The sequence below is a fragment of the Methanoculleus taiwanensis genome, assembly GCF_004102725.1.
Classification (GTDB): domain Archaea; phylum Halobacteriota; class Methanomicrobia; order Methanomicrobiales; family Methanoculleaceae; genus Methanoculleus_A; species Methanoculleus_A taiwanensis.
Map to the genome: position 1 here is coordinate 1 of NZ_LHQS01000008.1, position 7,186 is coordinate 7,186.

2 protein-coding genes are annotated in these 7,186 nt (G+C 54.3%); one reads left to right on the forward strand and one right to left on the reverse strand.

The window, feature by feature from the left end; translation table 11 throughout:
• On the reverse strand, positions 1-6,039 hold a 6,039-nt coding region (locus tag ABH15_RS13510), incomplete at its 3' end, for a PKD domain-containing protein (protein ID WP_164913772.1).
• A gap of 911 nt (positions 6,040-6,950) precedes the next feature.
• Between ABH15_RS13510 and ABH15_RS13515 the strand changes: the two genes are divergently transcribed.
• Positions 6,951-7,130, forward strand: coding sequence for a hypothetical protein (locus ABH15_RS13515; protein WP_128695132.1), 180 nt, complete (start codon positions 6,951-6,953; stop codon positions 7,128-7,130).
• Positions 7,131-7,186 lie beyond the last annotated feature (56 nt).

Here is a 7,186-nt window from a genome sequence, read left to right on the forward strand (position 1 = left end):
GATGTAGTTGGTCTGTGTCCGAGTGTTCGAGCCGTCGCCATTCGCTGCGGTCAGGTTGACGGTGTAGGTGCCGGCGGTTGTGTAGGTGTGGATTGGGTGCTGCTCGGTCGAGGTCGCGCCGTCGCCGAAGCTCCACGACCAGGAGGTCGGGCTGCCGGTGGAGGTGTCGGTGAACCGGACGGTGAGCGGGGCATAACCGCCTGTCACATTCGCAGTAAAGGAAGCAACTGGTGCGGGAATCGGGTTGGAGGGAGAAAATACCTGGACTCTGTTATTGTATTCATCTACCACAAAAACCAGGCCGTCCGCATCGATGCAGATGCCCTGGGGCACATCAAACTCGCCGTCGCCGGAGCCGCGGGTTCCCCATGTGGTGATGCAAACACCATTACTGGTGAACTTCTGGACACGGTAATTACCCGGGTCTGTCACATAGATATTGCCCGTTCCGTCCGATGCGATTCTTTCCGGGCGATAAAACTGCCCGTCCCCGGTGCCGGATGAACCCCATCCGGTGACGAATGTGCCGTTACTGTCAAACTTCTGGACGCGGATATTGTTGCAATCTGCAACATAGACATAACCGGCCGGATCAACTGCAATCCCGCGCGGTTCTCCAAACCTCCCGTCACTGATGCCGGCCGATCCCCATTTTGTGATGAAGGTGCCGTTCCTATCAAACTTCTGAATGCGATTATTGCCGGTATCTGCCACATAGATGAATCCATCTGCGTCTGCTGCAATGCTCTCCGGGTTGTCAAACGCCCCGTCACTCGTTCCATACGAGCCCCATTTTCTGATGAACGTTCCGTTTGTGTCGAATTTCTGGATGCGATGATTGCCGGTATCTGCTACATAGATGAAGCCATCTCCGTCGATGGCGACACCTTCCGGCATGAAGAATTTCCCATCAGCCTCATCTACAGGAATCTCCCCCGGAGCGGTGGGTGATCCACGCTCGCCGAACGTGGTGATAACGGTGCCGTTTCTGTCGAACTTCTGGATGCGATGGTTGTTGGTGTCTGCCACAAGCACAGCACCGTCGCCGTCCCCCGCCATCCCGTTCGGATGATAAAACTCTCCATCACCAGGCGGTTCGCCGCCCCATGCGGTGATGAAGGCGCTGTCGCTGCTGAACTTCTGGACGCGGTTATTATAGAAGTCTGTTACATAGATGCTGCCAGTGCTGTCAATGGCAATACTATGGGGGCCATCAAAATTCCCGTCATCAGCACCCCTGCTTCCCCATGCGGTGATGAAGGTACCGGTGCTGCTGAAGGTCTGGATGCGGTTGTTCATGCTATCGGCAACGTACACGGTGCCGGTACCATCGACCTGAATGCCTTCCGGACTTCTGAACATCCCGTTTCCGGTGCCATAAGAGCCCCATTGTGTGATAAATGCCCCGTTGCCGTCGAACTTCTGGACACGGTTATTGATCTGATCGGTGATATACATGGCACCGTCGGCATCGACCGCGATGCCGCTTGGTCCTAATCCGAACTCTCCGTCACCCGATCCCTGCGAGAACCTGAACTGTCCGATGAAGGTGCCGTTGGTGGTGAACTTCTGAATACGGTTAACTACGAAATCTGCAACATAGACATTCCCGGAATCATCGATTGCAATACCCTTTGCATCCTGGAACTGCCCGTCGCCGGTACCGGCCGATCCCCATTCGGTAACGAAGGATCCTTCGCGGGTGAACTTCTGGATACGGCTACCGGTTGAGGCATACACGAAGCCATCGGCATCAACTGCAATACCATATGCCTCCCCTTGCAGAAATCCCTCTTCCCACTCTGCTCCAAACTGCCCGTCCCATGACGTAATAAAAGTGCCATTACTATCGAATTTCTGGATGCGATTGTTGCCCGAATCTATCACATAGATCACACCGTCATTATCTATCGCAGTTCCAGTCGGGGCAAGGAGCCGTCCGTCCCCGTACGATCCCCACTCCCCGGCATAGGTATAGTTCTCAGGGGGCGGGGTTGCGGTAATGAAATTGCTCTTTTCTTCGGTATCGCTTCCGATTGCAGTGGTGACGGTGAGAGAGACGGTGTAGGTTCCCGGGTTCGTGTATATCTTCGTCGGGTTCTTTTCAGCTGATGTTGTTCCATCGCCGAAGGTCCAGTGCCATGCTGCGATATCCCCGGTCGATGCATCGGTGAATGTGACGGTCAGCGGCGTTTCACCGGATGTCGGGGTGCCGGCAAAGCCGGCAACCGGCATTCCTTCAATGGTGGGTGAGAAGACCTGTATCCTGTGGTTCCTTGCATCCGATACATAGACGCTACCCGTACTGTCTACCTGAACATCAAACGGCTCGTTGAACTGGCCTTCATCTGATCCAAAGGCCCCTATTTGGGTCAGATACGTTCCGTTTGCGGCAAAAATCTGGATGCGGTGGTTTTTGGCATCTGCTACATAGACATTGTCCGCATCGTCCACCGCAATACCCTTCGGTCCGGAGAACTCTCCGTCTCCTGATCCCGGAGCTCCCCATTTTGTGATGAACGTACCGTTGCTATCGAACTTCTGAACCCGATTATTCCCCCAGTCGACCACATAGACATTACCGCCTGAATCAGCGGCGATACCCATAGCCGAGTTGAACTGTCCGTCACCGGAGCCGGATGTCCCCCATTTCGTGATGAACGTTCCATTCCGGCTGAACTTCTGGATCCGGTCGGCATCGGTCACATAGACATCTCCTGCCGTGTCCGCCGCCACACCGTACAGATACGTGAACTGTCCGTCACCGGAGCCGTATGATCCCCATTCCGAGACGAACGAACCCGTGCTGTCAAACTGCTGTATGCGGGCATTCCAGGTATCGGTCACATAGAGATTCCCCTCCCCGTCTGCACCAATATCCCTCGGGACGTCAAACTCTCCCTCTCCTGAGCCGGACGTTCCCCACTTCTGCATAAAGGTACCGTTCCCATCGAACCTCTGGATACGATAATTTCCCTGATCGACGACAAAGAGCGTACCGCCGCCATCCACGGCCAGCCCTTCGGGATAGACAAACTGCCCGTCATTTGAACCCCTTGAGCCCCATTGGGTGGTAAATGTGTAATCTCCCGGCACCGGGACATCAACGACATTGATAAAATGCTCTTTTGTTCGAGTACTGCTCCCGTCTTCATTTGTTGCATTCAGCGAGACGGTGTAGGTGCCGACTGCTGTGTATGTCTTTTGAGGGTGCTGTTCTGTGGAGTTTGTTCCATCCCCAAACTGCCAGAGCCATGCAGTCGGGTTTCCGGTCGAGAGATCGGTAAACTGCACCGTAAGTTGACGGATGCCGGCCGTGGGCGTTCCTGTGAAGTTGGCAGCAGGCGGTGATGGAGTGTCGGTGACCGTGATGAACTGATCTTTTATTACGGAACTGCTGCCCTGTGCGTTTGTTGCATTCAGCGAGACGGTGTAGGTGCCGGGTGTCGTATAGATCTTCTCCGGGTTCTGCTCTGTCGAGTTCGTCCCATCCCCGAACTGCCAGAGCCATGCAGTCGGCGTTCCGGTCGAGAGATCGGTAAACTGCACAACGAGCGGTGCGGTGCCGTTTGTGGGTGCACCGGAGAATGTTGCGACAGGCGGTGTCTGCCCATCGGTGACTGTTATGTAATTATCTTCTACCGTACTGCTGCTGCCCTGTGCATTTGTTGCATTAAGTGAAATAGAGTAGCTCCCGGCGGTGGTGTAGACCTTCAGTGGATTCTGCTCTGTCGAGTTCGTTCCATCCCCGAACTGCCAGAACCATGCCGTCGGGTTCCCTGTCGAGAGATCGGTGAACTGTACGGTATGCGGTGCGGTTCCGGTTCTGGGTGTCCCGGTGAAGTTCGCAGCAGGTGGTACGGGGGTGGTGACTGTGATATAATCAGTCTTTGTTACACCGTCGCCTCCGGCTGCATTTGTTGCAGTGAGCGATACCGTATAGGTGCCGGCTGTGGTAAAGGTCTTTTTCGGGTTTTGGGCTGTGGAATTGGTTCCGTCTCCAAATTGCCAGAACCATTGCGTTGGCCCTCTGGTCGAGAGATCGGTAAACTGAACGGTAAGTGGGGCTGCCCCTGTTGTCGGTGTTCCAGCGAAATTCGCGAGAGGCGGTGTTGGTGAACCGGTGACCGTGATATAATCGGTCTTCGTTTCAAGGCTGCTTCCACCATCGTTGGTTGCATTCAGTGATACGGTGTAGAGGCCGGGTATACCATAGGTTTTCAGTGGATGCTGTTCTGTTGAGGTGACGCCATCTCCAAAGTCCCAGTTCCATTCTGATACATTCCCGGTCGAAGTATCGGTGAATTGAACGGTCAGCGGAGCAGGGCCCTCGGTGGTATTTCCGATGAAACTGGCGACAGGCGGTGCCTGCGTCACCCTGATCCCGTCACTTAAAACCGCTATGTCGGTTACATTATCCCTCGCTACGTGGAGTGAAATAATATAATAATCAGGTATTGTAAATGTGTAGCTCGGGTTCTGTTCATTCGTGGTATACTGCCATTCGATATCGTCAAAGCGTATAAATGTCCATTCCCATGCATCCGGCGGTGCAAGACCTCCGGTTGAGGTGTCGGTAAATTGTACCGTCAGGGGAGCAACGCCTTCAGTGGTATCTACGGTGAAGTCTGCTTTGACCCAGTCCCTGGCGATGATATACTCATCCTCTGTTGTTGTATTACTTCCACCTGCATTCTCAACAGTGAGTGAGACGCTGTAGTTACCGGGTGCGGTATAGGTATAGTTTGGGTGCTGCTCGGTAGCGGACCCCCCATCTCCAAACGCCCACAACCATGATGTCGGTGACCCGGTGGATGTATCGGTGAAATTCACAAGGAGTGGAAAATCTCCTTCTCGTGGCTCTCCGATGAAACCTGCTATCAGCTCATGGACGGTGATATATCCATTCTTTGTTGTGGTGTTGCTCCCCACTGCGTTCTCGACCGTGAGTGAGACGTTGTAGGTTCCGGGCGAGGTATAGATATTGCTTGGGTGCTGTTCGGCAGAGGTGTTCCCATCGCCGAATGTCCAGGACCATGCTGTCGGGGTTCCGGTGGATGTGTCGGTGAAGTTTACGAGGAGTGGAGAGTCTCCTTCTTGTGGTTCTCCGGTGAAGTTGACGATCAGATCATCTCTTTGAAGAGCAAACGTCTGGATCCGGTGGGGTTGACTTTTCAACCACCCATCTGCCACAAAGACGAAGCCATTCTGGTCGACTGCAATACCTCGTGGATACTGGAACCCCCCCTCACCTGTGCCGCGGTACCCCCATTTGGTGATAAATGTCCCGTTCGCATCAAACTTCTGAATACGGTACAGCAGCCCGGTTCCGGTATAGTACTGACCTTCGGCAACGAAGATGTTCCCCGAGTCGTCCACCGCCATACCGCTCGGCGGATAGGTGAACCGACCGTCGCCCATGCCCTCTGAGCCCCATCTGGTGATGAAGGTGCCGTTTGCATCGAACTTCTGGATCCGGTAATTCTCATCGCCGACATAGACATAGCCGTCAGAACTGACGGCAATGGCTAAAGGAAAGTTAAACTGGCCATTGGCTGATCCCTGGGCACCCCATGCGGTGATGAAGGCGCCGGTCGAATCAAACTTCTGGACCCGATGATTATGCGTATCCGCCACATAGATGTTGCCCGCGCTATCCGCTGCAATGCCACCCGGCCTCTCGAACTGGCCATCACCTGACCCCTCCGATCCCCATTGTGTGATGTATAAACCATTGGCATTAAACTTCTGAACGCGGTGATTGTTCTCTTCGACGACATATATCATATCGTCTCCATCCGCCGCTATCCCCCTGGGATACGAGAACTGGCCGGCTCCGGTTCCATTTGATCCCCATTTTGTGATGAAGGTGCCGGAACCGTCGAACTTCTGGATCCGGTTGTTTATCTCCTGTATACTGCTGCTATCTGCAACGTAATACGTATCCGTTACGTAGACGTTCCCCTTACTGTCGACGCAGATCCCCTCCGGCCTGACGAACTGCCCGTCATCAGAGCCAAAGGAGCCCCATTGTGCCACAAATTCATATGATTCAGCTGCCTGCACACCTCCAACGATGCATGTGCATAATAGGAGCAGGAGAAAGGTTTTCACAAGGATTCTCGTTTTACCCACAATAATACACCTAACCATGATTGCAACAAAGGTTATTTCAGACATAACCTGGAAAAATATTAGGACTATATCTAGTTTACTAAGGAATTATCGATATTAAAAGTAGCGTATGGTGATTGTACGTTGCAAGAGAGGCGGTTGCATGAAATGGGTTATAATTACCGACTCTCTATCAGGGTACGTCCCATATCCCCTTCGGAAGTGCGATGCTGAACAGTATCCGGTTTTTCTCGACCTGTGCTGCTTCTTCCTGTCTTTATGCAGGCACGGCCTCCCGTACGGATTATCGTCACGGAACACAAGCGGTGTCCTTGCTGCGGGTGTTCCCACCGGGCTGTGTTTCCTGCCGAGGTGTCGCACCCCGTGCAGTATGGCACCAAACTGAAGGCGTGCCGGGTCTACTCCTGCATCTACCGACTGCGTTCGTATGATCGGGTCTGTGAAATGGTTTCCGACCCGTTCGGGCATTATTTGAGCCGGAAGTGCCTTCAGGGGCCATCTGAACGGGGGAGGGACTCGCTCTCTCCTGCTGAGAAACCTCCCAGATACTGTTGCCCCCACGGTCCACAGGATTGGACGCCTGTGGAGAGCAGAGGAGGCCTGTCGCTCGATCCGCTCGGGAGTGTCTCATCTCGCCTGCCGCTCTCCGAGCACCCGATACCCTCAAGAGCGGGGACAGCCATACCCGACCGAGACCACCCGGAGATGGTGAAGTTGTCCAGGGTATACATTCACGCCGTGCGGGCGGACGGGCCGGAACGGGAACTCTCCGCCGCTATCCGGACTGTGATGCTGCAGGCTTCCGATGATCTCGCATGGCTTTCGCCCGACGGATGGTCAAGGATTACGTGCAAAAGTACTACCCGGCGCTGCAAACCGCCGCCGAGGCTGACCTCCGGGCATGTTGCGCCGCCGATGCGAAGATGGCGCGGGAGAGCGGTTCAGTGAGTGGCGAGGGTGGGGTTGTCGGGTTTTCCGGCGTTAACTTCGAGTGAAAAACGGTAGCGGCGGATCAATCGCGATACGGATCGATCCGCCGCTCTTTTTTCGT